This window comes from Psychrobacter sp. Ps4 (assembly GCF_022129285.1).
GTDB classification, from domain to species: Bacteria; Pseudomonadota; Gammaproteobacteria; order Pseudomonadales; family Moraxellaceae; genus Psychrobacter; species Psychrobacter immobilis_A.
In genome coordinates, this window is sequence record NZ_JADQAK010000012.1 from 65,604 (window position 1) to 92,528 (window position 26,925).

General features: G+C 44.0%; 25 protein-coding genes and 1 tRNA gene. 7 read left to right on the forward strand and 19 right to left on the reverse strand.

Going from position 1 to position 26,925, the window contains the following annotated elements:
- Window positions 1–38: 38 nt before the first annotated feature.
- The 7 genes from rpsJ to I3252_RS08700 all read right to left on the reverse strand — a co-directional run bounded on the left by rpsJ (window position 39) and on the right by I3252_RS08700 (window position 6,103).
- Window positions 39–350: a 30S ribosomal protein S10 gene (gene rpsJ, locus I3252_RS08670; protein ID WP_169393475.1), complete on the reverse strand. Its 312-nt coding sequence runs from the start codon at window positions 348–350 to the stop codon at window positions 39–41.
- Between the two features lie 441 nt (window positions 351–791).
- Window positions 792–2,402, reverse strand: a complete 1,611-nt coding sequence (locus I3252_RS08675; protein ID WP_238034868.1) for an Rne/Rng family ribonuclease — start codon at window positions 2,400–2,402, stop codon at window positions 792–794.
- A gap of 178 nt (window positions 2,403–2,580) precedes the next feature.
- Window positions 2,581–3,246, reverse strand: a complete 666-nt coding sequence (locus I3252_RS08680) for a Maf family protein (protein ID WP_238034869.1) — start codon at window positions 3,244–3,246, stop codon at window positions 2,581–2,583.
- A 131-nt stretch (window positions 3,247–3,377) separates the two neighbouring features.
- Window positions 3,378–3,863 carry a rod shape-determining protein MreD gene (gene mreD / locus I3252_RS08685; RefSeq protein ID WP_045446600.1) on the reverse strand — a complete coding sequence of 162 codons (486 nt, stop codon included), beginning with the start codon at window positions 3,861–3,863 and terminating at the stop codon, window positions 3,378–3,380.
- The gene (locus I3252_RS08690; protein ID WP_045446597.1) at window positions 3,850–4,035 is read right to left on the reverse strand and encodes a hypothetical protein; all 186 of its coding nucleotides are present in this window, start codon (window positions 4,033–4,035) and stop codon (window positions 3,850–3,852) included. The genes mreD and I3252_RS08690 overlap by 14 nt, the downstream gene beginning before the upstream one ends.
- Window positions 4,025–4,885, reverse strand: a complete 861-nt coding sequence (mreC, locus tag I3252_RS08695; protein ID WP_087814671.1) for a rod shape-determining protein MreC — start codon at window positions 4,883–4,885, stop codon at window positions 4,025–4,027. Before mreC ends, I3252_RS08690 begins: the two co-directional genes overlap by 11 nt.
- 189 nt (window positions 4,886–5,074) lie before the next feature.
- Window positions 5,075–6,103 (reverse strand): rod shape-determining protein, encoded by a 1,029-nt coding sequence (locus I3252_RS08700; RefSeq protein WP_083475748.1) that lies wholly within the window; start codon window positions 6,101–6,103, stop codon window positions 5,075–5,077.
- 651 nt (window positions 6,104–6,754) lie between these two features.
- Between I3252_RS08700 and gatC the strand changes: the two genes are divergently transcribed.
- The 4 genes from gatC (at window position 6,755) to I3252_RS08720 (ending at window position 10,354) form a co-directional block, all read left to right on the forward strand.
- Window positions 6,755–7,069, forward strand: a complete 315-nt coding sequence (gene gatC, locus I3252_RS08705) for an Asp-tRNA(Asn)/Glu-tRNA(Gln) amidotransferase subunit GatC (protein ID WP_238034870.1) — start codon at window positions 6,755–6,757, stop codon at window positions 7,067–7,069.
- A gap of 68 nt (window positions 7,070–7,137) precedes the next feature.
- Window positions 7,138–8,634 (forward strand): Asp-tRNA(Asn)/Glu-tRNA(Gln) amidotransferase subunit GatA, encoded by a 1,497-nt coding sequence (gene gatA, locus I3252_RS08710; RefSeq protein ID WP_238034871.1) that lies wholly within the window; start codon window positions 7,138–7,140, stop codon window positions 8,632–8,634.
- A complete protein-coding gene (gatB, locus tag I3252_RS08715) occupies window positions 8,634–10,163 on the forward strand; it encodes an Asp-tRNA(Asn)/Glu-tRNA(Gln) amidotransferase subunit GatB (RefSeq protein ID WP_238034872.1) in 1,530 nt (509 codons plus the stop codon). The genes gatA and gatB overlap by 1 nt, the downstream gene beginning before the upstream one ends.
- A gap of 114 nt (window positions 10,164–10,277) precedes the next feature.
- Window positions 10,278–10,354, forward strand: a tRNA-Pro gene (locus tag I3252_RS08720).
- Between the two features lie 75 nt (window positions 10,355–10,429).
- On the opposite strand, the gene I3252_RS08725 is transcribed toward I3252_RS08720, so the two are convergent.
- On the reverse strand, window positions 10,430–10,732 hold the full coding sequence (locus I3252_RS08725; protein WP_238034873.1) for a monooxygenase: 303 nt from the start codon (window positions 10,730–10,732) through the stop codon (window positions 10,430–10,432).
- Between the two features lie 152 nt (window positions 10,733–10,884).
- On the opposite strand from I3252_RS08725, the gene I3252_RS08730 reads away from it, so the two are divergent.
- A complete protein-coding gene (locus tag I3252_RS08730; protein WP_238034874.1) occupies window positions 10,885–11,865 on the forward strand; it encodes a DUF1853 family protein in 981 nt (326 codons plus the stop codon).
- 17 nt (window positions 11,866–11,882) lie between these two features.
- On the opposite strand, the gene I3252_RS08735 is transcribed toward I3252_RS08730, so the two are convergent.
- The 7 genes from I3252_RS08735 to I3252_RS08765 form a co-directional block, all read right to left on the reverse strand.
- Complete coding sequence (locus I3252_RS08735) at window positions 11,883–12,413, reverse strand: DUF2726 domain-containing protein (protein ID WP_238034875.1); 531 nt, start codon at window positions 12,411–12,413, stop codon at window positions 11,883–11,885.
- A gap of 323 nt (window positions 12,414–12,736) precedes the next feature.
- Entirely contained in the window at window positions 12,737–13,927 is a 1,191-nt protein-coding gene (locus I3252_RS08740) for a LysM peptidoglycan-binding domain-containing protein (protein WP_238034876.1), read from the reverse strand.
- A 258-nt stretch (window positions 13,928–14,185) separates the two neighbouring features.
- Window positions 14,186–15,589: a folylpolyglutamate synthase/dihydrofolate synthase family protein gene (locus tag I3252_RS08745; protein WP_238034877.1), complete on the reverse strand. Its 1,404-nt coding sequence runs from the start codon at window positions 15,587–15,589 to the stop codon at window positions 14,186–14,188.
- Between the two features lie 234 nt (window positions 15,590–15,823).
- Window positions 15,824–16,786: an acetyl-CoA carboxylase, carboxyltransferase subunit beta gene (gene accD / locus I3252_RS08750; RefSeq protein ID WP_238034887.1), complete on the reverse strand. Its 963-nt coding sequence runs from the start codon at window positions 16,784–16,786 to the stop codon at window positions 15,824–15,826.
- 269 nt (window positions 16,787–17,055) lie between these two features.
- Window positions 17,056–17,880: a tryptophan synthase subunit alpha gene (gene trpA / locus I3252_RS08755; RefSeq protein WP_238034878.1), complete on the reverse strand. Its 825-nt coding sequence runs from the start codon at window positions 17,878–17,880 to the stop codon at window positions 17,056–17,058.
- Window positions 17,881–18,009: 129 nt separating this feature from the next.
- On the reverse strand, window positions 18,010–19,212 hold the full coding sequence (gene trpB, locus I3252_RS08760; RefSeq protein ID WP_238034888.1) for a tryptophan synthase subunit beta: 1,203 nt from the start codon (window positions 19,210–19,212) through the stop codon (window positions 18,010–18,012).
- Window positions 19,213–19,385: 173 nt separating this feature from the next.
- Window positions 19,386–20,069, reverse strand: coding sequence for a phosphoribosylanthranilate isomerase (locus I3252_RS08765; protein WP_238034879.1), 684 nt, complete (start codon window positions 20,067–20,069; stop codon window positions 19,386–19,388).
- 210 nt (window positions 20,070–20,279) lie between these two features.
- Here I3252_RS08765 and I3252_RS08770 point away from each other — a divergent pair, with 210 nt between their 5' ends.
- Complete coding sequence (locus I3252_RS08770; protein ID WP_238034880.1) at window positions 20,280–21,971, forward strand: FAD-binding domain-containing protein; 1,692 nt, start codon at window positions 20,280–20,282, stop codon at window positions 21,969–21,971.
- Between the two features lie 81 nt (window positions 21,972–22,052).
- On the opposite strand, the gene I3252_RS08775 is transcribed toward I3252_RS08770, so the two are convergent.
- Entirely contained in the window at window positions 22,053–22,214 is a 162-nt protein-coding gene (locus I3252_RS08775; protein WP_238034881.1) for a hypothetical protein, read from the reverse strand.
- A gap of 165 nt (window positions 22,215–22,379) precedes the next feature.
- On the reverse strand, window positions 22,380–23,117 hold the full coding sequence (locus I3252_RS08780) for a DUF4230 domain-containing protein (RefSeq protein ID WP_087814691.1): 738 nt from the start codon (window positions 23,115–23,117) through the stop codon (window positions 22,380–22,382).
- Window positions 23,118–23,686: 569 nt separating this feature from the next.
- Here I3252_RS08780 and I3252_RS08785 point away from each other — a divergent pair.
- Complete coding sequence (locus I3252_RS08785; protein ID WP_201560455.1) at window positions 23,687–25,405, forward strand: proline--tRNA ligase; 1,719 nt, start codon at window positions 23,687–23,689, stop codon at window positions 25,403–25,405.
- 87 nt (window positions 25,406–25,492) lie between these two features.
- Here the strand turns inward: I3252_RS08785 and I3252_RS08790 are convergent, their stop codons facing one another.
- Entirely contained in the window at window positions 25,493–25,894 is a 402-nt protein-coding gene (locus tag I3252_RS08790) for a lysozyme inhibitor LprI family protein (RefSeq protein ID WP_201560456.1), read from the reverse strand.
- 84 nt (window positions 25,895–25,978) lie between these two features.
- Window positions 25,979–26,863: an NADPH-dependent 7-cyano-7-deazaguanine reductase QueF gene (gene queF / locus I3252_RS08795; RefSeq protein WP_201560457.1), complete on the reverse strand. Its 885-nt coding sequence runs from the start codon at window positions 26,861–26,863 to the stop codon at window positions 25,979–25,981.
- Window positions 26,864–26,925 lie beyond the last annotated feature (62 nt).

Below are 26,925 nucleotides of genomic sequence, written 5' to 3' on the forward strand. Positions count from 1 at the left end.
TTTATATCTTATATTAATGGGTTGGGTGTTTATGTGCATTAACCCAAAGCAATTTGAACGTCAACACCCGCCGCCAAGTCAAGCTTCATTAGCGCATCCACAGTTTTGTCGGTAGGTTGAACGATGTCAACCATACGCTTATGAGTACGGATTTCGTACTGATCACGAGCGTCTTTGTTTACGTGTGGTGAAGTTAGAACGTTGAAGCGCTCAATGCGAGTCGGCAACGGTACAGGACCACAAATTTGCGCACCGGTGCGCTTTGCAGTATCAACAATCTCTTGTGCAGATTGATCAATCAGACGATGATCAAAAGACTTAAGACGGATACGGATTCTCTGGTTAGCCATGCCAGCAAGCTCCTAATATGTGCTTTTGTCATTTTTGCTTTGCAAAGATATGATCAAAAGCCGTTTGGTTAAATATTCACTTAAAGCGGCCTTCTGTTCTTAACCAGAATGAGTTCTTTATCCGAACTTGTAGCGTGCCAAAAGCAAAATAGTTTAAAGCCCCGCCGACCCTTCCATTATAGGATGTCAGCAAAGGCATAATGAAATAGTGCTAGAAACGATGCTCTAGCTGTCATAGCGCCCGCTGTTTGATTGGCGGCGCATATATAATTCAGTGGTGTATATTATACATAGTATTTCAGTCATTGCAAGGGTAATATCTATAGCGACTTATGATATTACCCTTTATAAACAGTAATATGTAAACAACCGTATCTGTGCTTAATAATCACGCTTATATGAATCGATAACTATGCACTGTTAATCTAAAGCTATGAAACATCAATCCAAAACAATGTCATATTGCTCTTGAGTATAGAGATTTTCGACATCAAAGGTAATCACTCTACCAAGTAAATACTCTAAATCTGCCACCGTGTCTGACTCTGAAGTGAGAAGTAAATCAATGACTGCTGCATGGGCAACGACCGTAAATTTCTTGGGAGAGTTATAAGTACGAGCACAACGCATGATTTCACGGAATATCTCAAAGCAGACTGTCTCAGCCGTTTTAACAAAGCCGCGTCCTTGACAGGTCGAGCACGGCTCACATAGCTGCTGTCCGAGCGACTCACGCGTACGTTTACGCGTCATCTCTACTAACCCAAGCTCACTGACCTGAGTAATCTTAGTTTTGGCATAGTCTTGTACTAGCTGTGATTGCAGACTCTCTAACACATCATCTTTATGCTGCTGTTCAAGCATGTCAATAAAGTCTAGGATGATAATACCGCCTAGATTACGCAAACGCAGCTGACGGGCGATTGCATGAGTTGCCTCAAGATTGGTTTTATAAACCGTATCTTCTAACGAACGCCCGCCTACGAATGATCCCGTATTGACATCGATCGTGGTCATCGCTTCTGTTTGGTCGATAATGAGATAGCCACCTGATTTTAAATCTACGCGGCGTTTTAAAGCATCACGCAAATCATCTTCGACACGATGGACATCAAACAAGGATGGCTCAGCGGTATAATGGAAAATGCGGTCATAGACAAAAGGTACAAACTCTTTGGCAAAGGATCTGACTTGTTCATAAATTTGTGCATTATCAATGATGACTTTCTCGGTATCCGCGTGTACCAAATCACGGATAGAGCGCAGCGGTAATGATAGCTCTTGATAAATAAGATCAGAACTTTGATGTTGTTTCATCTCTTGGCGACGCGCGCAGATGGTACGCCACAGTTGCAATAGATAATAAATGTCTTCTTCAAGCTTATCGACAGGGACACGTTCAGCAGCGGTACGAGCGATGAGACCGCCTTTTAGATTGACCGTTTGCATCAGGCTACTAAGCTCAGTCTTCAGACGAGTGCGCTCTTCTTCGCCATCAATGCGCTGAGAGATACCAATGTGTTCGCTTGAGGGTAGATACACCAAATAGCGAGATGGCAAGGATATATTGGTGGTCAAGCGAGCGCCTTTACTGCCCAACTGATCTTTGGTTACTTGCACTAAAATACGTTGGCTTTCATGCAAGCGATGTTGAATCAACGTTTTAGAAACAGGGATGACTTCGGTATTTTGTATACTAATCACCGGTGGCGTGACAGCCAAGTTATTAGTACTATTTTCTACCACAGCATCTTCTATATTGCTATCCGAGTTTTGATCGCCATTGTCAGCCGCTTTACTTTTATTTTCTGCTACTGGACGCGGCTCACGCTGCATATCATTGACATGTAAAAATGCTGTCCGCGACTGCCCGATATCAACGAATGCTGCCTGCATACCAGGTAAAACGCGTACGACTGTACCCAGATAGATATTGCCGACCAGACCCAATTTATGATGACGTTCAATATAAATTTCGCCCAAGATGCCATTGTCTAAGACTGCGACACGGGATTCCATTGGACTAATATTAATCAGCAGCTCTTCGGACATAATTTTTTTCTCTTATCTCTCAGCTTTCTTGTTAGACGTTCATCGTCTATTATCTTTATAGTGTAACAAATGCAGCTGGCTCTCGCCCATTACTCTCGCGTGTTATTATGTGCAGCAGGTTAGAGTGACAACCAATCTCTGAGAGACAAATAATCTCCATCAGGGTCTGTCTCGCATTTTAATTGACACTAATATCTGTGACGTTTTTAATTAACGCCAGCGTTTGTGGAAGTGGTAAACCCACGACATTGGTATAGCTACCATTGATACGGCTGACCCAAATAGCCCCCAAACCTTGTATACCATAACCACCCGCTTTATCAGCAGGCTCACCACTTTCCCAGTAATTACTCATCATCTCCGCAGTGAGCGCTATAAAGGTCACTTCGGTACGCTCAGTGATTTGTTGCTGATTAATGATTTGAAATACTGGCTCATGAGTTGTGCTGTTGACCGCTTTAGAAGATAATGATACATAAGTTGCTTGAACCGCTGTCCATACTTCATGGACATTATCAGACATCTGTTGCCACATGCTATAAGCGTGCTCATGATCGACTGGCTTGACCAGCACTGTTTGACCATCTGCCAGCACACCGATGGTATCAGACGTTAGAATGATCAGTGAGTCAGAAAAACAGCTTTTATCTGTTTTCAAGCATGATGCTAGTTGCTGTATGGCAGCCTCAGCTTTAGTGGCGACCATGCGCTCGATATAGTCTGTGGGTGACTCATCATCATGCTTTGTTTCATCGACATCTACACTCAATGTGCTAAATTCTAGTTGTGCTCTTTCTAACAGTTCACGACGGCGCGGCGAACCAGAAGCTAAAATAATATCCATCGCTACTCTCTTTATATCTGAATTTATCTACCTACTACCGAAAACTGCTGCCTGTTAGTGCATTAACATTAGTTAGTCATGATTAATAAACACAAGCGCTATAATTTTATTGGTTATCAGCAGAATTTTTCTTATGACGCAAATTTACGCAAAGCCAGTAGTACCAATGGCCAGCTGATGATACTCATCAACAGTGATAAGGCAGATTGTGCGACAAAGACATTCTGGATAAACATCTGCAATATCCATAAACATAATTGAAAAACAACCAATCCTAAGCTCGCTAATAACCATGCACTGATGGTATTTAGTTGCCTAATATAAATACTGGTTATTTTTATGAAGAAGGCGACTGCCACGGCGGCAAAGGCTTGCTGTCCCAAATGGGTATCCATGAGTAAGTCAGCAATGAGACCGATGGTAAATGCTGTAAAAATACCAACATAGCGTGGCTGAAATAACAACCAAAAAATCAGCACCATGATCATGACCATAGGGCGTAAGGTAGCCATACTAGGACTTAACGGATATACATTGAGCGATGACGCAATAACAAAACTTAGAATGATGGTAGCAATCAGTAGTACCGTTGCATTCTCAGAATCAGGATACGACATGGGTACTTACCTTAACGAATGTATTGATGGCTGCTGTTAAAGCATGAGTGGGCATTGATGGGGTAAAAACCATGGCTGAAAATGTATCGACAAACAGACCAGTTAATAAATAGATGCCAGCCATTGTCTGATTGGTGCTTACGTGTTTAGCGCCTAACTTCTTAACGGTCATTGAGAGTCATATTATTTTTATTCACCAGCTTATCTTGCAAGACTAATACATACGCATTATCGATAAAGTTCGCCGCTGGGGTCACTTCTATACTTCTAAAGTTATCGGCTTGAGTATCTTTAATATGGGCGATACGGCCGACACGATACCCTGCTGGAATACGCCCACCCAATCCTGATGACACCAACTCATCACCCACACGCACGTCTGAGGTTTTGAATACATAGTCAAGGCTTAATGAGGTTGGTATCCCTTGCCCTGTCACGATAGCGCGTTGACCTGTGCGCTTGACTGTAACTGCAACCGATTGCTGCTCATCAGTAATCAATAGCAGGCGACTGGTATTGGGATAGACATTAATAATCTGCCCTAAAATACCGTCTTCATCAATCACTGTCTGTCCAACTTGAACCCCGTCTTGAACGCCTTTATTGAGCACCACGATTTGTCTGAGTAAGTTGGTGTCTGTACCGATTACCTGTGCCAAATTAAGATCAAATTGTTCAGGCTTAGTCGTTGATAAAATACCTTGCAGGCGCGCATTTTGTGCCAAAATATAATCTTGCTGCTGCAACTTGGCTTGCGCATGGATAAGCTGAGACTTCAATTGCATGTTTTCGCGGCGCAGCGCTTCTTTAGACTGTAAGCTGCCACCTGCCCAATGCTTGGCATAACTCGGTAACAGTGATAGCTCATAAATAGGCTGCATAGCGGCATGACTGGTACTACGTACTGGATTAAACCATTCTGAATTTTTGCTATCGAACCACATCAGTATTAGAGCTGCTATTAATACAATGGCAGTCTTACGAAGTGCTAACGGCTGGCGCGCAAAAATACTTGGGGTCATAAGTCGTCTAACTCAGGAGTTATAAAATAAGCAGTAGCCAGTACTGGGTTCTAGTTGATTAATGCAATTAAAGGCAGCGCAACTGGCTACCTTTAATTTTATACTGTTTTGACCCACTATTTTTACGCAAGCTATCATCAAGCACGACGAAGATGATTTATCAATACCGCAGTGCTTAACTAAAGCAATCTAAACAAAAATCATGTTCAAGCTTTTGTTATTGATAAAATCAAGTGCAATACCACCGCCGCGGCTGACGCAAGTCAATGGATCTTCAGCAACGGTCACAGGTAGACCTGTCTCTCTTGAAATCAATTTGTCCAAATCACGCAACAGCGCACCGCCGCCCGTCAAGACAATACCACGCTCTGCGATATCTGATGACAGCTCAGGTGGCGTCTGCTCAAGTGCAGCTTTCACCGCGCTAACGATACCGCTCAGCGGATCACTCAGGGCTTTTTGTACTTCTTCTGAGTTGACAGTAAAGGTTTTTGGCACGCCTTCTGCCATGCTACGACCGCGAACTTCAACTTCTAGCTGACTGTCTTCATTCAAAGCAGAGCCAACTTCGTGTTTGATACGCTCAGCTGTGGTCTCACCAATCACACAACCATGGGTACGGCGCACATGGGTGATAATCGCGTCATCAAACATATCGCCACCGATACGAATCGACTCAGCATAAACGCAACCAGATAACGCGATAACGGCAATCTCCGTCGTGCCGCCACCAATATCAACCACCATCGAACCACTGGCTTCATGAACTGGCAAGCCAGCACCGATGGCAGCAGCCATTGGCTCTTCTAACAATAGTACTTTACTCGCACCTGCCGAAGATACCGCTTCACGAATCGCTTTACGCTCAACCAGAGTAGACTTACAAGGCACACAAACCACCACGTTAGGCTGCGCCATAAAACGCTTGGCTTTTACCTTCGTGATGAAATGCTTGAGCATTTTTTGCGTCACTTCAAAGTCAGCAATCACGCCGTCTTTTAATGGGCGAATCGCTGTAATATTGGCAGGTGTACGACCAAGCATCTGCTTGGCATCAATACCAACAGCCGCAACGGTAGGGTTTTGTGTACGATTACTTCGTAACGCAACCACCGTAGGCTCGTCAAGTACGACGCCTTTATTAGGAATAAAAATGAGAGTGTTCGCAGTACCGAGGTCGATAGCGATATTATTTGATAAAAATCCAAACAGGTTCATGACTAATATTTCCAGCGTATTACAAATGAGGCGAATGAGGCGAATGAGGCGAATGAGATTGACTGAGGCGTTACTCGTCAGCGTTGAGCAGGTCGTCGTTAGACATTACTTATGGCGAAATTTGAACCTCGCAACAAGTCAAACCTAAGCAATAATGATGCAATGGAAAAACTGAGCTAAATTATACCGATTTGGCTCAAAAAAAACACAGATATTTGCATCAGTAAGTCAGGATTTCGGTCTTAAACGCTAAAAGTTGTTACAAAGTTTAAAATAGCAGTAAATACCATTCGACTTAATGAAACATCATTTAATTCAATAACTAACAAGGCTCTACAGGCAAACGATAATTTTGCTTAGCAGCACAGGTGCATACTGTAACGTATTTCAGAACGTAATGGGTAAGCAATTGAGAATCAATCGTGAATTATACGGTCAATTTTGCAAATCACGCCATCTTGGTTGATATTGTGCATCAATCAAGCGTCATGCTCTGTAAACTTAAGCCAGATGCTTTATAATAAAGCCACTATATATACATCTTAAGATAAACCCCTTGTTTTAGTTTGTGTTAATAATTATCTATATCTAATGCTTGCCTATTTTAGCCGCATTCTACTCTAACAAAAACTGTCCTTCACTGGAGAAACTATGTCACAGCAACCAGCAACGTCTGACAGCAACGTCAGCCGTGAAGAAATCCTAGAAGTTGCCAACCTTGCACGTTTGGGTGTCGATGAAAGCACAGCCGATAGCTATGCCGACGATATTAGTAAAGTATTAAAACTGATGAATACGCTATCTAACGTGGATACCACAGGCATCAAACCCTTAGCAAACATTCATGAAGCTTGCCAAGAATTGCGGGCTGATGTCGCTAAACACGACATCAATCGCGAGCGCAATCAGTCAGTTGCCCCAGCTGTTGAAGATGGCTTATATTTGGTTCCACAAGTGATTGAATAAGCGGCGCGCTGCTTTAATCGCTACCCTATTTTACTTTATGCTATTCACATTTTGACGGACGACACCCTATGTCTGAACTTCATCTATTAAGTACCGAGCAGCTTATTACTGGCTTGCAAGACAAACAATTTAGCAGCCTTGAGCTGACCGAACATTACATCAAGCGCATAGACGCACTAGATAGCAAGATTAATAGCTTTATCACTCATACCTCTGAAACTGCCCGTGCACAGGCACAGGCAGCTGATGAGATGCGTGCACAAGGCGATAAGCGCGCGCTACTTGGCGTACCGATGGCGCATAAAGACATTTTTTGTACGCAAGGTGTGCTGACGACTTGTGGCTCAAAGATGCTACATAATTTCGTTTCACCTTATAACGCCACTATCGTTTCTAACATTGATAAAGCGGGCATGATTAGCCTTGGTAAGCTCAATATGGATGAGTTTGCAATGGGCTCAGATAACAGCAGCTCATACTACGGTACCGTACAAAACCCTTGGGATTTAGAACGTGTTCCGGGTGGTTCTTCTGGTGGTAGTGCCGCCGCTGTTGCCGCAGGTTTTGTGCCAGTCGCAACCGGTAGTGACACGGGTGGCTCTATTCGTCAGCCTGCCTCATTTTGCGGCTTAACAGGCATCAAACCGACTTATGGCCGTGTGTCACGTTTTGGTATGATTGCCTACGCCTCAAGTCTTGACCAAGCTGGTAGCATGGGTCGTAGCGCTAAAGATTGTGCCTATCTATTACAACCAATGATTGGTCACGATCCACGCGATGCAACTTCTATCAAGCATGATATGCCGGACTACGTGCAAGACCTTAATGACGCAGAAGCTGCTGCTGGTGATAAGCCATTTGATGGTTTACGTATTGGTGTCGCTAAAGAGTACTTTAGTAAAGGACTTGATGCTGAAGTAGAAACGGCAGTACGTGCTGCTCTAAAGAAATATGAAGAACTGGGCGCGACCATCGTAGAAGTGAACATCACTGACCCTGATATCACGCTTGCCACCTACTATATGCTAGCGCCTGCTGAAGCGTCTTCCAACCTATCACGCTTCGATGGTGTACGCTTTGGTTATCGCTGTGAAAACCCGACTGATCTCATCGATTTATACACGCGCTCACGCTCTGAAGGTTTTGGTCCTGAAGTACAGCGCCGTATCTTAACAGGTACGTATGCGCTATCTGCTGGTTATTTTGATGCTTATTATACTAAAGCACAAAAAATACGCCGCTTAATCGTTAAAGACTTCGAAGACGCTTTTGCCAACTGTGATGTCATTGCCAGTCCAACTGCACCAACGGCTGCTTACAAGCTTGCTGAAGATCTTGACCCTGCAACCATGTACTTGGGCGATGTTTATACCATCGCGGTTAACTTAGCCGGCCTACCTGCGCTCAGCCAGCCAGTTGGTCTGACATCAGAAGGCTTGCCTGTTGGCTTGCAACTGATTGGTCAGTATTGGCAAGAAAGCAAGCTGCTAGCCACCGCGCATCTATTCCAGCAGCATACAGATCACCATTTACAACACTCTACTATCGCGAAGGAGACGGTATAATGAACACAGCAACTATTACTGATAACAATGCCGTACGCAAACATCCTGTTCGTAAAGAGCTATTTGTCGATGGTTACGAAGTGGTCATCGGTATCGAGATTCACTGCCAGCTCAATACTGAAAGTAAAATATTCTCCAGTGCACCGACTGACTTTGGTCATGAGCCAAACAGCCAAGCCAGTATCGTAGATTTAGGCTTGCCCGGTGTACTACCAGTTCTAAATGCTGGCGTGGTCGATCGTGCGCTGAAATTCGGTATCGGCGTCAATGCTGAGCTGGGTCTATTTAATACCTTTGACCGCAAAAATTACTTTTATCCTGACTTGCCTAAAGGCTATCAAATCACCCAAATGGCCAACCCTATCGTTGGCGAAGGCTATATCGATGTCATCGTCAATGAAGGCGAGGAAAACGAATATCCTAAACGTATGGGTATCACCCGCGCGCATTTAGAAGAAGACGCTGGTAAGTCAGTACACGATGCCGTCGATGGTATGACTGGCGTGGATTTGAACCGCGCTGGTACGCCGTTAATCGAAATCGTCTCTGAGCCTGATATGCGCTCAGCTCACGAAGCACTGGCCTATATCAAAGCCATTCATCAGCTGGTCACGTGGCTCGGTATCTCAGATGCGGTCATGGCAGAAGGGTCATTTCGCTGTGACTGTAACGTCTCTGTGCGCGAGCCTGGTGCAGAATTGGGTACGCGTACTGAACTCAAAAACCTAAACTCGTTCCGCTTTATCGAACGCGCCATCAATCGTGAAATCGAGCGTCAAATCGACATCATCGAAGACGGCGGTAAAGTTATCCAAGCAACGATGCTTTATGATCCAGAGCGCGACGAAACTCGCACCATGCGTACTAAGGAAGACGCCAACGACTATCGCTACTTCCCTGATCCTGATTTGCTGCCTGTACGTATCGAGCAACATACTGTCGATGCGATTAAAGCAGCCATGCCTGAGCTACCTGTTGTACGTCGCGCACGTTTTGAAGAAGCGCTTGGGCTGTCAGAGTACGACGCACGTATCTTGACTGGTAGCCGTCAGCTTGCCGATTACTTTGAAGATGTCGTCGCTGAAGTGGGTCAGCAAGATGCGAAGATGGCAGCTAACTGGGTCATGGGCGACTTGCTCGGTGCACTGAATAAAGATGATAAAGACATCATCGACTCCCCTATCAGCGCCAAGCAATTGGCTGGCATGCTAGCGCGTATCAAAGACGATACGCTGTCTGGTAAATTGGCTAAGAAAGTCTTTAGCGCTCTGTATGAGCGCGAAGGCGGCAACGATGATGATGCAGCAGATAAAATCATTGAAGAAAAAGGTCTTAAGCAAGAAACGGATACTGGCGCTATCAAAGCCATGGTAGAAGAAGTCATTGCTAAGAATCAAGCCATGGTGGAAGAATATCGCGGCGGTAAAGAAAAAGCCTTTAATGGTCTCGTCGGACAAGTGATGAAAGCCAGCCGCGGTAGTGCTAACCCTCAGCAAGTAAACCAAATCCTAAAAGAACTATTGGGTTAGGTTAAACGGTAAAGTAGTTATGCTGACTATGATACGTAGAATGGTGTTGTAAAAATCAAGCAAAATAAATAGCTCTTGCAATACGTACGATTTTGCGTAAAATAGTCAGTCATTCGGGGCGTAGCGCAGTCTGGTAGCGCACTACACTGGGGGTGTAGTGGTCGCAGGTTCAAATCCTGCCGTTCCGACCAAACATAGCAATACAATAAAAAAGCCAATCATTGCTTTCAATGGTTGGCTTTTTTTTCATGACTTTTCATCAATTATCATACAGACGCTTTAGTAATCGCACTCAGCGCTTCGTTAATTTCAAAAGTTTTAGACTTAATATCTGTAAAGCCAAAAGACTCTAAACGCTCGGTATGTTTGGCAAGGTATCTGTTGGCATCATCTAAGTTGTCAAACACGTAGATGCCGCCCGCTTCTTGCGTTTCTTCATTTTCTGTCCATAGCTTATAGACTAGACCATTCTCGTTTGCGATGTCTTCAGCGAGCTCTTTCATCGATTCAAAGAACGCATTGCCAAAAGGGCCACTATATGGAAAATCGATTTGCAAAAGGTATTTCATAGTTCAATCCTCATTATTATTTGATTTATGTTTCATAATCGACAGAGCATGTGCTGCCAGATGGTCTCAATCTTAACATAGTACGATTGACTATAGACTTTTAGCAAGTGAGCAGCTAGGGTAAATACTTTACGTTTACACTGGTTTAATCTATGTTTGAGCTTAGCACGCTACACCCCGCCACTCTCGCAACTCATACCAACTATGCACCTTGGGAAGCTTATCAGCGGCCTTATGTACGCGATTTGGCTTATGTGCTGGCGTGCCCTAATGTCTTAACAGAGTGGTTGGACTTTGCACCGCATCAGAATACGCATATCGTATCGGTACATAGTGCAAGCTTTTGGCAGCAGCAGTTTGAGGCGTATGAGCAACGTTTAGAAGAGCTAGATACTACCAATGCTTATCAGGATCTGACCCGCTATTTACTGACGCGTCCGAGTCCTAACCGCTTGGGTTTTCATTTCGAGGGGTTATTGTCATTTTGGTTAGAGGATGGGTTTGCGCGCAAGTTGCATCCATACGAAACGCTCGCTAATAACGTACAGTTGTACAACGGCAAGCAGACGACTGGCGAACTAGATTTGATTTTGCATAATCACGATGAAGGTCTCATCGAACATTGGGAATTAGCGATTAAGTTTTTTATGGGATCAGCCCCTTTTGCGCCTGTAAATTGGGTAGGGATAAATTCTAATGACAATCTACAGCGTAAAATGACGCATATGCAAACCAAGCAGTTTCGCACGGTGTGGGTCGATACCGAAAATCATGGACAAGTAAAAATTGATAAGCGTTATGGCATCATAAAAGGACGATTCTTTTTGCCAATGAACATAGCCAACTCTAGCCATTCTGACTGGCCTACTTGGCTAGCACCCAGCTTTCCGATGCATGAATGGTGCGATAAAAGTGACAAAGCATGTCTCGCAACCATTAACATGGTGAAACTCAGACGCGCACATTATATCGAATGGTTTACCAAACGCAGCTTTTATGACAGTTACGATAAATGTCAGCCACAGTTGGTTTGGGAAGACGATACGCCACCTGCAACAGGGCTGTATTTTGAAAATGGCAGACCAATTGTCATTTACCCAAGGCAGCCTGATGAAACAAATGATAGCCCTTAAAGAGCTCGGGTAAATTTTTAATAAGTCTCAATCACTTGCATCAGCTCATATCTGAGCATATCCGCACTTGGCATACGCTCAGCATGAAAGCGCACAATCGGAATGCCTGCGCTGGCAAGGGCTTTGTCCTTTTTATCATCGGCCTTTTGTCGTGACTTACTGCTGTGTGTCCAATCATCAAGTTCAATAGCCACTAAGGTTGTTTGAGCATCAATATCAACAATCACGTAATCAACGCTTTGACGACAGATGCGATTAAACCAAAAACTGCGCTCGGAGGTCTCGCTACTATTGGCTTCGATGATTCTTGACAGCTGCACTTGAACAAAAATATGATATTCTGGTAAGGCATTTTTTAATTTATTAAAAAACAGCACTTCAGTATCCGTCATAATAGGCATGGGTGCGAATGGCCATATAGCCAAATCATCACCACGCACAGGCTTAGGATCAGGCTCTGTGCTTTGACGTTTTGATAACAGCTTTGGTAATGTAATGAGACCTAAAAACCCAACGGCCAATACTAAAAATATAACGCCAAATGACATGGTTTTACCTTATACAATTTAAGAGTGATTGACCAAACTCACGACTTCGCTATTTATAAAAAACTGAATGCAAGCCGTCGTTTTTAACAATCACAGCAGGTCAACCTTTCTAGGCTGACAGGTTATACAGAAGGAAGTAATAAATGGTAGGCATAGTATCTAAGCCTATCCTTATCGGCAATCTATAACGCAAAAAACACGACATCTAATGTCGTGTTTTTATAATAAGAGAGAAAAAATCAAAAAACTGAAATTATACGGCCAAGTTATTAGGTAATCATTAGTTTCTAAGGGCTAACTACTACCCAAATTTAAAGACGCTTTTAACGCCAGTATAAGACCCAGGCACTGGTGGTATTTACTTTAGGGTCGCTATTGATTTTATCTTTAAGCGCCAATGCCGCCACTTTACCACGCTCAGGACCGACGATGACACGTACGCCTCGGCTGGTGGTACTGGTCTTGACTTGATAGCCTGCTGACTGGAATTTTTTCGCCAACTCATCTGCTTTGGCTTGATCGTTTGCTAATGCGACCTGTACACCAAAGCTACCTTTGGCATCGGTCTCTTTGACTTCTTGACGTGCTTCGCTAAGTTTCTGCTGCGCCTCACGCTTGGCATCTGCTGACTTCTTGGCTAATGCTTCTTCCTTTTGACGCTTCTCTTCCCGTGCCTGCTCAGCCGCTGCCGCTTCACGTGCTAATCGCTCCACTTGCTTACGTGATGGAATGGTGATGTTTTGACCCAGTTGTAGCGATGTCGATGGTGACAGATTATTCGCTTGTGCCAATACTTCTACTGGCATATTGTATTGCCGCGCCAGTTTAATCAGCCCATCTCCTCTTTTAACTTGATAATCAGAAGGCGATTTTGGTGGCTCATTCTTAGCCGCTTCTGCTGCCGCTTGTTTTTTCTCAGCCGCAGCATCCGCTTGTTTCTTAGCATCCGCTTGTCTTTTTGCTTCCGCTTCTTTTTTACTGTCTGCTAGTTTCTTTGCGGCAGCCTGCTCTTTAATCGCCGCTTGCCTTTGAGCTTCTTGTTGCGCTTGGGCAGCTTTTTGCTGGTCTTCAGTGTTTGTCTCACTTTCAGCTGACCCAGCAGCGCCAGTCTTTTTTATTGGTGCTGTAGCATCATTTTTTTCCGCGTCTGATTTATCACTCTCTTCAGCAGCTGCCGCACTACTGGCCATATACTGCTGACTTTCTGCACGGGCTTTTGCCAATGCTTCCGCCTCAGCGGCTTCCTGTTCAGTTAAGAACTGCTGGGCACGTTTTTCTTGTTCAGCAACACGAGCAGCGCGCTCTTTTTGTTTTTCTGCCAGGATACGTTTTTCAGTCTCGATATCCGTCGTCAGCGGCTGAGGAGACTCTTGCTCAGGGCTTGGCTTATCTACCACTGCTGACGCTGGTTGTGGTTCATTACTATCACCAATCTGTTGCACCATGGCGTATAGCATCACGCTACCGCCGATAATCATCCCAATGCCCAATAAGGCTTGTCTCGAAAAGTTCATCCGTTTACGTCTCTTAGTTGGTAATAAGGTTGATTGAGCGGCGCAACTGTCGTCTCAAAACTGTGTTTAGATAGTTTTAATAGCCTTGATAGGTGTCATTGCCACCAGTTGCGTCCATCCGTTTTTAAATGTTATGCCAAGCGTTTAATGCCATTATAGAGCAACTTGCCAAATCACTTTGATTATAAAGCATATTTTTCATACTGTCTGCCATCATGCTACTGCTAAGATTAACATTAAATAAGCACCATTTTAATGTTAATTATCAACCGCCAGTGCGGCCAGTGCCTCGCCGATCGTATGAAAGGAGCCACATACCACGATGAGGTCTTGCGGCTGACTGGCATTTATCACGGCCTGCGTCGCATCTTTCAATCTAGCAAAATCGTGTATTTGAGCATCATCGACATAGCTTGATAAGATACCTTGCAAGTGCTCAGTGCTCGCTGCGCGTGGATAATCAATCTCAGCGACAAACCAATCGCTAATCGGTAATCCCGCTTCGGTCAAACGCTGCACGACTTTATTGATATCTTTATCACCCAACATAGAAAATAGCATTTTAATGCTGGCAGGTCTGCGTACAGCTTGGTTTTGTTGGCTGCTGTTTTGACTACTGCTTTGATTGAGAGCATCAAAGTTATTTTGATTGGCTAAATGTTGCTGCCAAAGTGGCAATAATTGCGCCAATAAAAACTCAACGCCTTGCTCGTTATGCGCGACATCGAACAACCAATGGCGATTATGGGTCTCGCGATAATCAAAGCGACCGGCGAGCTTGACCGTTTGTAATGCTTGCTCGATAGCAGTGCTATCGATATTCAACGAACTTGCGAGCACTGCTGATAACGCATTGGCAGTATTGGTCAATGACAATGCTGGGCGTGGTAACTGCATGGTGACCGCGGCATTGCTGTATTGCCAAGCGCTTGCATCCACTTCACGATAATCAAAATCTTGCCCAACTTGATAACAGGTCACCTGATGCTTATCAATGGCTTGCTGCACACTGACTGGCATCACAGTAGCGCCATAAACCACACTGATACCATCACGTAAGATACCTGCTTTCTCACGCCCAATATCTTCGACATTGTCACCCAGCCAATCGACATGATCGATAGCGATATTGGTAATCACTGCCATATCAGGATCGATGATATTGACCACATCTAAGCGCCCACCCAGCCCGACCTCCAACACCCAAACATCGCAGTCCGCTTCGGCAAATATTAATAATGCGGCAAGCGTGGTCATCTCAAAAAATGACAAGGTCAGCTCACATGCTAATCGCGCTGCTTCTACTTTGCTAAAGGCTTCAATTAACGTCTCGTCACTGACCATCTCGCCATTGATACGCACGCGCTCATTAAATACACTTAGATGCGGTGATTGATACAGAGCCGTTTTATAACCTGCTGCTTGGCACATCTGCGCGATGACAGCCGTCGTTGAGCCTTTACCATTGGTGCCCGCCACCGTAAATACATAAGCATCGTCTTTGGCTGACTGTACCACGCCTAACGCCTCGGCAACTGGCAAAACTCGCGACAACCCCATGTCTATTGCCGATACATGAATCTGCTGCATATAATCGAGCCATTCGGTCAAACTAGAATGCTTGTTGGGAGTGTTAGGGTTAAAAAGTAGAGAGTCGGACATGGACACAGCCTATATTGAAATATTTGAATAAAAAATGGTCAATGAGAAAGCATTCATTAAGAAAGTAGAGACAGTATATAACTACCTGCCCAAAAAGCAAAAATAGCATTTACCGCTGTTGACGATAAATGCTATTGATTGATCTTAGTTAGTCAGCAAAATTGATCATGCTACTAAGCATAAGTCATGCGGAATATTAAACTCAGTTATTCGTTAGTCAAGCCGATGAGCAAGTTAGGCATCAACATTAGGCATGCAGCTTAACTTTGCCAGCAGACGGTAAATAGTATCAATCATTTGATGACGATGCACCACTTCATCGACCACACCGTGCTCTAACAAGAACTCGGCACGCTGGAACGGCTCTTCTAGCGTCTCACGAACCGTTTGCTCAATCACGCGCTTACCAGCAAAACCAATCATGGCTTTTGGTTCTGCTAAATGAATATCACCTAACATAGCGAGCGATGCAGTCACACCGCCATAAACAGGATTGGTCAATATCACGATATACGGCACGCCAGCAATTCTCAAACGCTCAATTGCAGCAGCCGTTCGTGCCATCTGCATCAAAGACAGCAAACCTTCTTGCATACGTGCGCCGCCAGAGGCAGCAAAGCAAACTAAAGGCACTTTGTCTGCCAGTGCTTTCTCAGCTGCTTCGACAAAACGATCGCCAACCACTGAGCCCATAGAACCGCCCATAAAACGGAAGTCAAAGGCACAAGTCACCACATCAAGATTGCGCAGCTTGCCATACAGTACAATCAGCGCCTCAGACTCGCCGGTTTTGTCCTGTGCTTCGGTCATGCGCTGCGGATACGGCTTACTATCCACAAAGCTTAGCGGATCTTTGGCAGTAAATTGTTGTCCAAGCTCACCTTCTACTTTATCGAGCAACCAGTTTAAGCGCTCACGAGCACTCATCGGTAAATGATGATCACAATGCGGGCAAACATAGCAGTTAAAAATCAGCGCCGTATTGGTAATCATCGAGTGGCAGCTGCTGCATTTCGTTGATGGTTCGGTCTCTACCGCCGTCAAAGGCGCTGTCAATTGCTGTTTAATACCCGGTATCGGGCGATTAAACCACGATTGCCCAGCAGCGTTACCGTTTGGCTCAGCGTTGCTTTTTTCAGTATGGTTCAGAGTCGTCATATCAGGTTTTATTATCGTATCAGTCATATTATTCGCCATTATCAAAGGCTTATCGACAAGCTGGCTCATGCGCTTGTCCCTAAGAATCGATTTATAAGGATCAGTTTAATCGTCACATATTCTCATAACTTTCACAGTTATAAAGCGCAGTTATAAGGCACGCTTACGTGAAACTGTAACAATTTATATGTGATGTTAGTTTACACACGTGAACTAACTTTAGCAAAGTCATTTAACCCTGTCTTTATAAACATTGTTATTCATATTGCCATGACGATTTAAGTGACGATAATTTAACTTTATTTAACTCAGGCTCTCAAACTATCAAGTGCACCGCGTAGCTCATCCATTTTTGCCATGATTTTTTTCTGAGCCGCGGCAACCGCAGTGCTATCATTGGCATCTATATCAGCAAAATTTTGAACCAAGGCACTACCGACGATAATACCATCCGCATGTGCTCCAATCGCTTTAGCAGAAGCCGCATCACGAATACCAAAACCCACACATACTGGCAAATCAGTCGCTGCTTTAATCGCTTGCACTTGAGTCGCAACATCATCAGTATCAAGCGTTGCCGAACCTGTCACGCCTTTTAATGACACATAATAAATATAACCACCGCAATGAGTCAATACTTGCTCACGGCGCTCAGGTAAAGTGGTTGGTGACAATAAGAAAATCTCGTTCATCGCATGGTCAGTCAAATGCTGGGTAAAACTGCCCGCCTCGCTTGGTGGTAAATCAACCATCAAAATACCATCGACACCTGACTGCTCACATAGCGCCACAAAGTTATCATAACCGATGATTTCCACGGGATTTAGATAACCCATCAAAATAATGGGGGTCTGCGTGTCTTGCTGACGGAATTCCGCGACCATTTTTAGGGCATCACGTGTACTCGTACCTGCGGCTAATGCACGCTCTCCAGCTAAAGCGACGACTGGGCCATCTGCCATCGGATCAGAGAACGGTAAGCCTACTTCGATCATATCCGCGCCGTGCTTCACTAGGTCATGCAGCAGACCTACAGTGGTCGCAGGATTAGGATCGCCTGCCATGACATAAGGAATCAGGGCTTTTTTATTTTGGGCTTTTAGGGTTTCAAAAGTGCTTTCAATTCTGGTCATAGTGGTCTCTTGATTATTATAAACTGGCCTAGTTAACCCTTTATTTAAGAATCAATATTAAACAAAGGGTGTTAAGCAATTTTTCTTATAATGGATAAATCGTAAAATAGCTTATAAAAATAGAGGCCACTACAACTCAATCCCTTCCGCCTTCATTACTGAGTGCAAATCTTTATCACCACGACCCGACATGTTCACGATAATCGTTTGATCAGGCGTCATCGTTTTAGCTAGCTTCAATGCATAAGCGACGGCATGCGCAGATTCGAGCGCAGGAATAATACCTTCTTTGCGCGTGACTTCATGAAAGCCTTCTAGCGACTCTTTATCGGTACAGCCGACATATTCAACACGCTTCATGTCTTTTAAGAAGCTGTGCTCAGGACCAACGCCAGGATAATCAAGACCCGCTGAGATAGAATGTGTCTCTTGAATTTGACCGTCATCATCGGCCATCAAATAGGTACGGTTACCATGCAGTACACCGATACGACCAGCAGCCAGTGGTGCAGAATGACGACCCGTTTCGATACCGTCACCCGTTGCTTCAACGCCATACATTTTAACGTCAGTATCGTTTAAGAAATCAAAGAACAAGCCAATGGCGTTTGAGCCACCACCCACACAAGCGACTAATGCATCTGGTAATTTACCCGTCATTTGCAGATGCTGAATACGTGCTTCTTTGCCGATAATCGCTTGGAAATCGCGTACCAATAACGGATAAGGATGCGGGCCGGCAACCGTACCGATGATGTAATAGGTGCTATCGACATTAGTAACCCAATCACGCATTGCTTCGTTCATGGCATCTTTTAGGGTACGTGAGCCAGAAGTCACTGGCACAACCGTTGCACCGAGCAAACGCATACGATAGACGTTCATCTTTTGACGCTCGACATCATCAGCGCCCATATAAACGATACACTCAAGCCCCAAACGCGCGGCAATCGTCGCCGTCGCGACACCATGTTGCCCTGCGCCAGTTTCCGCAATAATACGTTTTTTACCACTCATCTTGGCAAGTAGCGCCTGCCCAATGGTGTTATTCACCTTATGGGCGCCAGTATGGTTTAAGTCTTCACGTTTAAAATAAATTTGCGCACCACCAATCTCATCGCTCAATCGCTTGGCATGATATAAAGGCGTTGGACGGCCGACATAGTTGACCAAATCATTGTGATATTCTTCCCAAAACGCAGGGTCTTTTTTTACTGTGTTATATAACGTTTCTAGCTCTTCTAGTGCTGCCATCAAGGTTTCAGAGACAAAGCGACCGCCATGCACGCCGAAATGTCCACGGGCATCAGGATATTGATTGAAATCTTGCACGTTCTCTGGATTGGTGAAGGTATTGATAGCTTTAGCAGTAGCCGATACATCTTTGCTTGCGACATGACTCATGATAATTCCTACTATAATAAGTGGTATTTTTTAAGATAAATAAGGGGGAAATTTTTCCAAGTAATTAGCTATTTAACGGATAAAAATTCACGGATAAAAAACTAGTTACTGATATTCGAAGGTTCGCCAAGCGTCTCATTTTGCCATCGGTCACGCTTAACTGCTTTCATAAAGGCACGCATTTTGGCAGCGTCTTTTTTGCCTTTGTCAGACTCAATCCCACCGCTGACATCGACCGCATAAATAGGCAAGTCTAAAGTGGCAGCGGCATTATCGGCATCCAGTCCGCCCGCTAAAATAATAGGTAGCGAGCTGTCTTGCGGTAGCAGACTCCAATCAAAACGTGCCCCTGTGCCGCCATATTTATGGGGATGGTAAGCATCCAATAAGATACTGTTCGCGCCAGCGGCGGCAAACTCATTAATTTCGGCGCTTACGCTAGCAGCGGTGTGTTGGTCAGCATTAATACGCAGCGCTTTTATCCAGCGTTTATTGACCGCACTGGCCAGCTGCGCACATTGCTCTGGTGTTTCATCACCATGGAATTGAATGATATCAAAAGCGACCTGATTCGCTAATTCTATCAGCTCTGCGCGCGGCATATTCACCACTAGAGCCACTATACTTATAAAAGCTGGCAAAGACGCACTTAACGATTGCGCCCGCTCGATAGTGACAGCGCGTGGACTGGGCGGATAAAATACCAAGCCAACCGCATCAACACCCAACTGGGCGGCAATTTTAATATCATTAGGCTGGGTAAATCCGCAAAACTTAACGTGCATGATGTGACCTTAGATATAACACTTAGTGCGACATTATTAGACTGTCTTCGCTACATTGACGGCAAGTAAACGTCAATTGCCAACGCTAAAGCGTAAATATGAGGATTTGTTAATTGAATGGTAAATCCATTGCATCCAAAAACTTATCCTAGCATACTTTTATTACCAGTTTTGTTTATGATTGCGATTGATTAATAGAGGGATAGTTGAATGTCTAAAACGGCGGCGGAAACGTCTCATAACACCGATAGCACAGATAGCACCGAAACAAGCAACTTCAACAATAGCGACGATGCCACTAGCGTAAACCCAGCACATTATTTAATGTGGTTTCGTCGTGACCTGCGAGTTTATGATAATACCGCGCTAGCTACGCTTTGCGAGCAGGCAAATGCGGATAACGCCTCAGTAAGCGCTATTTACTTCGTGACGCCTGAACAATGGCAAGCACATGACATGTCGCTGACACAGCTCGACCATATCGCACGCACCTTGCCTATCCTAGCCAAATCTCTGCAAACACAATTAAATATCCACTTAACAGTACAGCTCTGTCCAAGCTTTTCTGACTGTGTTGAGGCGATGCTAGATATCTGTAGCGCGAACCAGATCAGCACTGTGATGGCAAATCACGAGTACGAAGGCAATGAGATTAAGCGTGATGAACAATTAACCAAACAGCTTGCAAACAACGATGTAGAATTTATTCGCTGGCATGATCAATGTATCTTGCCACCACAAACCATCACCACGAACGATGACAGCATGTATCAAGTGTTTACCCCATTTTATAAAAAATGGCGGCATACCTTGGATATCAGCACCATACAAATGCATGAGGCATCCGCCATAAATGGCAACACTAAAGTCAAACTAGAAGTATCGAACGCCAGTGCTACTATCGAAGATATAGAAAGAGCAAGTAAAGAAGTAGTCGAAGATTATCAAAAGACACTGCAAAATGCTGGTTTATTAGAGCACATGGATATAGACGTACAGCTTGAGCACGCTCGGGCAGCCTACCCTGCTGGCGAAGCGGCGGCGTGCCAACGTTTAAAGGATTTCATCGCTGATGATATTGATAACTACGATGTGAGCCGTGATGTACCAAGCTTACATGCGACCAGTCAGCTATCTGCTTACCTGACTATTGGCGCAATCAGCCCCAGACTTTGCTACTTACAAGCTACCCTACAATTGAGCAAAGCACTGGGAGAATTACATGGGAATGGCGGTGACACCTTAGACAGCGGGGATAGCTTTAACAACACTGATAATAACGACATTAACCGCTGGATAAGTGAGCTAGCTTGGCGTGACTTTTATCGCCATGTTTTAGACTATAAGCCCGAGCTGATTCGCCATCAAGCGTATAAACATGAGACTGATGTCAAAATTAACTGGTCATATAATCAAGATGATTTTGCGGCGTGGTGCAAAGGTAAAACTGGCGTACCGTTAGTCGATGCGGCAATGCGCTGCCTGAATGCAACGGGCTTTATGCACAATCGCTTGCGGATGGTCACGGCGATGTTTTTGACTAAGGATTTATTGATTGATTGGCGCTTAGGCGAGCGCTACTTTATGCAGCAGCTGATAGATGGGGATTTTGCCTCTAATAATGGCGGCTGGCAATGGAGTGCCTCAACTGGGACGGACTCAGCGCCCTACTTCCGTATTATGAACCCATTTAGCCAAGCTAAAACTCATGATACTGATGGGATATTCATTAAAACTTGGCTGCCTGAGTTGAAAGAAATCCCTGCTACTATCTTGCATAGCGAAGATAAAATGCGCAAGCTACTTAGTAGAAGTGGGCAGCTAGTCAAAATCAACTATCCAAAACCTATGGTCGACCATAAAGTAGCGCGTCTATTAGCCATTGCTGAATTTAAAAAATAGCGATGCGTCTCACTTAATGTGCTTTAGTCACATTCATCACCTTAGCCATATTAATTGCCTGCTTACTAGCTCAGCTATAGTTTACAAGATACGGGTTTGGATAATGTATAGGGCATAGGCTAGTAGAGTGAAGCTTATAATTAACAGCACCCATGTCGCAAAAGAAAGCGATTCTTTCGCTTTAGAGCGTTTATCAAGCTGACGTTCAGGCTTAGAAGACGGTTTATTATTAAGAGTTGTCATATACGCCACCTTTTTATGTAGTGTTATATTATCAACGAAATTCATAAGTTCACTATGAATAATAGATAAGCTCTACTATACAATATAAATGGCGTTACTTTAAGTGTTTCCAATTAATAAGCTAACGTATGATTATCTAGTCTATGGCTCTAATAAAATTATGCATTATTTTACTGACATCTGGCACGCGCCTGCACCTTGAGTCGTTACCGTCACTACTGCACCAGTTAACGAAAATAGCTGTTGCAGTTGGGTTTGCGCATTTTCTAGTGCCATATTCATGACATCACCACGACAAGCGCGTTCGAGTACTTCTTTTTTTGCCATACTTTGCGCTTGTTGCAATATTTTTGGATCGACTTGCATCATGCCAAAAGCACCCGTCTGCCAATCATAAATCTCGATATCGTCTAGATAAACCGAAAATATCTCTGATGGTGGGATGGTAATATTGATTTGCGGCATCACTGAGACTGGCGTATTAGCACCTGCTTCTTGTACCTCATCGACGTTAAATTCAGGCTGCACCACTTGTACCATCTCAGGGGTAAGTGCACTTAAATCAATCCCCGCCTCCACTCGTCCGCGCGCGATAAACAAACCCTTTTGCTCGTCTTGCCACAGCTTCATCCAACTGCCAGGACGTTGACTGGTAATGACGGTATCGACACTAAACGCCACCGTTTCCAAACGATTCAATTTTTGAATTTGTGTGACCACGCCTTCACGAGTAATGGTTTCTATCGGCTCTTCCTTGGTTATATTCTGCACACTATAAATAGCAAAGACGATAGCTGCTAAACCGATGAGCAATATCATCCACGACATCATCGCAATAGGTTTTTTCGCTTGTGAGTTAGTCGCATCATTATTAACAGGAGATCGATTGTCAGGATTATTCATATAAACACCCTCAGAGTTTTATCATTTATTTTTATTAAACGTATAACAAATAACTGTCTAAATGATAAATGCTACTTTTGAGCAGCAACTTCAAGTAATAACTACCAATACGCTACACAATGACTAGTGCTACCATTTACTATAAATACCCTAAAAACTGGTAAACAATCGAGTTGTAGTGACCTCATTTGCTCGTTTAAGTCACGTTTAAGTCACGTTCTGTCTGAAAAAACAAAAAGTCATTGCGTCTTAGGCTAACTTTACCTAACATAGTCAGATTGTATAAGCAAAATGTTGGCGTACATCTATTTTTCTGGTCTTTATGCGTAAAGTATGACGCTGCCAACATCAACGTTTTAATACAAAATGAAAAGTTCCAGCCTTTTTGTAAGGCGTTTTATGAACGCACTTTCTATTCATGTACTGTTTGTCGCAGTACTTTTTAGCTAGGCATGTCCTAGACTATTACCAAGTGATACAAAGGTAAGCTTGCGTCGGCCATCAAAGCACACGCTCAACATCCTACTATTTCTTATTTATTTTATCGTTGATAAGGTTACGCTTTATTTATGAAAGCCAGTCAATTTTTATTTGCCACTCTAAAAGAAACCCCAAGTGATGCCGATATCGCCTCAAGCCAATTGATGGTGCGTGCCGGTCTTATTCGAAAGATTGCTTCTGGGTTATATATTTGGTTGCCCATGGGGCTACGCATCTTGCAAAAAGTCGAACGTATTGTTCGTGAAGAGATGCAAGAAGTTGGTGCACAAGAAGTGCTCATGCCGATGACCCAGCCTGCCGAGCTTTGGCAAACGACCGGACGCTTTAACGATTATGGTCCTGAGCTGTTGCGCTTCAAAGACCGTCATGATCGCGACTTTGTGCTTGGTCCGACGCATGAAGAAGTCATCACCAATCTGGCGCAAGGCGAGCTACGTAGTTATAAACAATTACCAATCACCTTTTTCCAAATTCAGAATAAATTCCGTGATGAGATTCGTCCACGTTTTGGGGTGATGCGCGCACGCGAATTTACCATGAAAGACGCCTACTCGTTCCACGTTGACCAAGCATCGTTGGCAAAAACTTACCATGACATGTATGACGCTTATACGCGCATCTTTACCCGTTTGGGTTTAGATTTCCGTGCCGTGCAAGCAGATACTGGTTCTATTGGTGGTTTTGCTTCACACGAATTTCATGTATTGGCAGACAGCGGCGAAGATGATATTGCCTTCTCTGATTCTTCTGATTATGCGGCCAACGTTGAGCTTGCCGAATCAGTGAGCACCGCTGAGCGTCAGCCACCGAAGATGGTGCGTGAAGACATCCTGACGGAAAATATGACCAGCTGTAAAATGGTTGCTGAACATTTAGGCTTACCATTAGAAACGACGGTCAAAACGTTAATCGTCCATGGTCATACCGAAAATGATGAGCCACAGCTTATTGCTATCGTATTACGCGGTGATCATCAGCTAAATACGATCAAAGCCGAGAAAATCGAAGAGGCCAATGTGCCGCTGACAATGGCTTCTGATGAAGAACTGAAAGCTGCTGGTCTGCACAAAGGCTATATTGGCGTTAATTTGGATATGCCTGTCTTCGTTGATCGTTCGGCAGCAACTTTGTCAGACTTTGTGTGCGGTGCCAATGAAGTCAATAAACACACCACTGGTATGAACTGGGCGCGTGATGCGAGCATTACTCGTGTCGTTGATGTACGCAATGTACAAGAAGGCGACCCTTCACCTGATGGTAAAGGCAGCCTAAAAATCAAACGTGGTATCGAGGTCGGTCATATCTTCCAGTTGGGTGATAAGTACTCGCAAGCGTTAAATGCTACCGTATCTGGTGAAGATGGTAAGCCTGTGACCCTAATGATGGGCTGCTACGGTATTGGTGTGAGCCGTATCATTGCCGCTGCTATCGAACAAAACAACGATGAAAACGGTATCATGTGGCCACAAACGCCAACGGTTAATGATTCAATCGCTCCTTTTGAGGTCGCTATCATACCGATGAAGTCAAAAGAAGAGACCGTCATGCAGACAGCGACGGCACTCTATGAAGAGTTAAAAGCACAAGGCATCAATGTGCTTCTTGATGATCGTAACGAGCGTCCAGGTGTCAAGTTTGCTGATCTTGAATTGATTGGTATTCCTCATCGTATCGTGGTTTCAGACCGTAACTTGGCTGAAGGCCAGTACGAATACGTCAATCGCCGTGAAGCAGAAAAGCAAATGCTGAGCCGTGAAGACGTCATTGCAAAAGTAAGCGGCAAATAGTTTTACTCGTTAAAACTGTGCCATAAAAAGCGCCTGTCTCATTAAATGAGATAGGCGCTTTTTCGCGTGTAATATAGCTAAAAAAAACTACTTAATATTATATCTTTTAGCAATGACCTTACTGCGTTTCTGTGTCTCATTAGCGGTGCAAACATTAGCGCTAATCTGAGCGTACACCACAGAATTATTCATTGGACCTTCGTATTCAAAGTCACACTTATCATTACGATCCTTTACCCATATACGCTGTTCTTTATCCAACTGCTGTTGTTGTGTCGTATTCAAAGTACGATAAGCGCCCATATAGATTTTATTAAGGCGATTTTTTTCGACTACAATCGCATCGTTACCACAATCATAAGCCACTTCCATATAAGCGTCTTCACAGTTATATTGATTTTCCACAAATGCAGCCTGTGCTAACTGCAAGGTAGAAAGAGACAAAATAGTAGTCCCTAGAGCGGTTAAAAATCCGGTTTTTAACTTCATAGCTGCATCTCAATATTAATAAAATAAGGTTTATTGAGTATAAGAAAGAACGCTCATCTATGAAAGCTAAAAATTAATATTCATTTACTGCCGAATCAAACGACTTGGTTTAGGTAGCAAGGTTATATCACTCACACGGCAAGGGTTGATATCGATACCGCCTCGGCGTGTATACCAAGCGCGAACCATCAGCTCACTTGGCTCATAGTATTGACTCAAATCAGCAAATATTTGCTCCACACATTGCTCATGAAAACCATTATGCTGACGAAAACTTAAGATATAACGCAGCATTCCAGCCTCATCGACTGTTTTATTACTGGTAATCGAAACTGCTAACGTCCCCCAATCTGGTTGATTGGTCACCGGACAATTACTGCGTAGTAAATTAGAATAGAAAATATAAGGCTCAGTGCCAGTATTCTCTAAAATAGAGCTACTGTTTAAATCTTTATCACTACTTAGCAATGACGCGTCAGGATGCTCGCACAATGCGACTTTTTCGCTACTGTTAGCAAGCGCGTCATCAATGCAAACACCCTCAGGCTGAGCAATCAATAGCCCTGTTGTCTTATTATGCAGGTCGTCATTTAAGCTAAACAACTCAACTTGCACGTCTGCTTGTACACAGGCTGATAAGTCTTTAGCAATCAGCGCTTGCACATCATTCCAACTAGCGAATTCAGTAAAGTTGATACTATTTAGATAGAGCTTAAGTGACTTTGACTCAACGATAAATGGCGAGCTGGCTGGAATACCAAAACGCGCGATAGCCACTTGCGAGAGTCCTTGCGGATTCAACCAAGACATCTCAAATGCCTGCCACCAATCGATGCCAACCATCAACTTATCGTCTTGCCAGCCAATTGCATCACGCCCCATACTACGGGCAATTGGATACAAGGTTTCTGGACTATACTCGGTTGGATAGTCGGTGGTTTGCTCACCCAAGATACCGTGAATACTCATAAGTTACTTACCTGTCATGCTTAAATATAATGAAATAAAAACCAGTCATTTTACAGCAATGG